3 protein-coding genes are annotated in these 2,639 nt (G+C 56.8%); all 3 read right to left on the minus strand.

Annotated elements, in window-relative coordinates; translation table 11 throughout:
* Positions 1-815, minus strand: an 815-nt coding sequence (locus tag HMPREF3162_RS11585; protein WP_218079165.1) for a hypothetical protein, incomplete at its 3' end; no start/stop codon positions are given.
* Between the two features lie 49 nt (positions 816-864).
* Complete coding sequence (locus HMPREF3162_RS11590) at positions 865-2,046, minus strand: hypothetical protein (protein ID WP_070776804.1); 1,182 nt, start codon at positions 2,044-2,046, stop codon at positions 865-867.
* Positions 2,047-2,095: 49 nt separating this feature from the next.
* Complete coding sequence (locus HMPREF3162_RS11595; RefSeq protein ID WP_141759530.1) at positions 2,096-2,206, minus strand: LPXTG cell wall anchor domain-containing protein; 111 nt, start codon at positions 2,204-2,206, stop codon at positions 2,096-2,098.
* Positions 2,207-2,639: the final 433 nt, after the last annotated feature.

Here is a 2,639-nt window from a genome sequence, read left to right on the forward strand (position 1 = left end):
CTTGGGTTAGGCGAAGGCGCGGGTGTTTCAGGCTTGTCTTCACCTACCGCGAACGAGCTGCAGGCATGCGTAGACGTGGAATTAATTCGTTCAAGCTCCAAAGATTCTTCGAGCTCGTTGATTTCGTCTTTAGACATGCCAGGTTTCAGCAAATCTGATAGACGGTCTTCCCATTGCTTTTTGTACTCGTCTTCAGAAATCGCTGAGACTTTATTGTCGGCAAGAGAAAATAATATGTTGTTATATCCTATTGGGTCCTCGACAGCTATTCTGAAAGAATAACTTCCAGTGTGGCCGCCGGACTTGCTTTTGAGAAGAGTTGGGTTCCAAGCTTCTTTTTCGATTTCCTCGCGATATTCTTCGAACTCGGCGGGCAGCCTCAACTTCCTATCGTTGTTGTCTTTGCCGCCGTAAGTAAAGGAGGCAGTTCCTGACTCATCAGTGAAAATGATGCCGCGGCTGAAGGGAATCTCTTCGTCGTCCCAGATTTCGTCGCGATCAGCTGTCGGCAAACCAACCAGAGGAGAATCAGGGGGCAATTCATCATTGTCGTAAATTTCGCTGGCCTTGACGAGATCGCCCCGCGTGAGAGTTATGTGGACAATTGCGTTTGGAGGGAGGCCTTTAGCAGTGAGGGTAACGCCTTGCTCTTTGAGCTGACTCTCAGTAGCGGGCGAGGGGTTGAGCTCGAAGAACCCCGGCGCGGACAGGCAAAACCCTGACTGTGCTTGGGCTTGCGCTGGGGTTGCCATGCTGAGCAGTGGGCTCATCAGACCGATGCAGGTGGCGGCCGTGGCAGCGAGAAGTTTCTTCATAGGGACTTTCCTGTACGTGTTTCAAAGGTTCCGGTATGCGGTGTGGCTATCACTGGCGCTGTGAACGGCGGCGTGAGAGCACAGTGATGGCTGTTCCCAGTGCTAGGAGTGTGCCTGCGGCTGCGAGTGCTCCCATGATGTGGGTGCCTGTTCGCGGCATAGCGCTCGGTGAGGAATCACCCGGGGCTGGTGTTGTGGATTCCTTTGGTTCCGGTGCGGGCGTGGGTGTGTTGTTGCCGCCAGGCTCGGGAGTTGGAGTCTCCTCCGCATCAGGTGTCGGAGTGCTGCTTTCGCTGGGTTCTGGCTTTGGCGTTTCGTTTGGCGTTGAACTCTCACTCGGCGTGGGCGAAGGCTCAGGTGTTGGGGTTGCGTCAGGTTCGGGTGTCTCAGGCGGAGTGTCGGTCACTTTGAACCCGGTGCAGGCTACGGCCGGCATATAGCTAGCGTAACGGCGAGTTAGATCTTCTGACACTCCTTGCCCGCGAAGGATTTCCTCACGCTGCTTGACGACAGCTTTGTGCTTATCGTCTATCGGACCGTCGGTCGGGCCTTCGAGACCGACCGGGACGAGGGAGTTGTTTTCATCGAAAGCGAGCTGGTACAGGTCATGCACGCTGTTTCTCGGAATGAGCAGCAGTACACTGTAGTCGCCCGTGTAATCATCGGCTTCGCTTTCAGGAAGCTGCGATGACCACGACGTTGCCCTCAATTGCCCCGCTAGTTCTTCTTGTTCGGGAGTGAGGGATGATTCTTCTCTGACCTCTTCAGTGCCGCCGAAAGTAAACGAAGCAGTGCCGCTTTCATCAGAGACGACGTACCCCCTGCGCGCAATAACGCCGCTGTCGGCCAGGTCAATGTCACCGAACAAATACTCGTTGGAGTCTGAGTGCGAGATGTTCATAGCTTTAAAAGCTTTGAATTCTTGTAGTCCAGCGTCGTCAACTTGGTCGCGAACCGGTTCAAATAGGTCGTCTGCCGTCTGAAGCTTGTTTTTGATCACCAGAGCTAGTCCCAGTGTGTTTGGGGGCAGGCCTTTGGCGTTGACGGTGATCTTTGCACCCTGCTGTTTCAGCTGCGTTTCTGTTATAGGCGAAGGGCTGATGCTGACAAGCCGCGGATCGTCGAGGCAGAGGGGCCAGCGCCTGCTGTCTGCGTTGGCAGGCGCCGCCGTGGTGATGCAGCTGGCAAAGCCAATGCAGACGATGCCTGCGGCAGCGAGAAGTTTCTTCATAGGGACTTTCCTGTACATGATTTAAGGGTTCCGGTATGCGGTGTGGTTATCACTGGCGCTGTGAACGGCGGCGTGACAGCAGGGTGATGGCTGTTCCCAGTGCTAGGAGTGTGCCTGCGGCTGCGAGTGCTCCCATGATGTGGGTGCCTGTTCGAGGCATGGCGCTCGGTGAGTCACCCGGGGTCGGTGTTGTGGATTCCTTTGGCGCTGGTGCGGGGGTGGGAGCGCTGGTCTCGCTCGGTTCCGGAGTCGGCGCTTCGCCCGGCGTTGAACTCTCACTTGGCGTTGGCGAAGGTTCAGGTGACCGAGTTTCTTCAACGCTCGGACTGGGTGACGGGTCCGGTACCGGGGTCTCATCACCTTCAGGGGTGGGAGCGCTGGTCTCGCTCGGTTCCGGAGCTGGGGTTTCGCTCGGCGCTGAACTCTCACTTGGCGTTGGCGAGGGTTCAGGTGTTGGGGTCGGGGTTTCGCTTGGGGTTGGCTCTGGGTTAGAGCTGTCGCTGTGCGAAGGGTCAGGTGTCGGAGCTTCCTCATCGCTTGGAGTGGGTGAGGGCGCCTGCGTCGGGTCTTCACTTGGGTTAGGCGAAGGCGCG

The organism is Brevibacterium sp. HMSC07C04, from assembly GCF_001815905.1.
Lineage (GTDB): Bacteria > Actinomycetota > Actinomycetes > Actinomycetales > Brevibacteriaceae > Brevibacterium.

What these genes read in the sequence shown, in the direction of transcription:
- HMPREF3162_RS11590 (WP_070776804.1), bottom strand. Translation starts at nt 2,046, where the DNA reads ATGAAGAAACTTCTCGCTGCCGCAGGCATCGTCTGCATTGGCTTTGCC.
- HMPREF3162_RS11595 (WP_141759530.1), bottom strand. Translation starts at nt 2,206, where the DNA reads ATGCCTCGAACAGGCACCCACATCATGGGAGCACTCGCAGCCGCAGGC.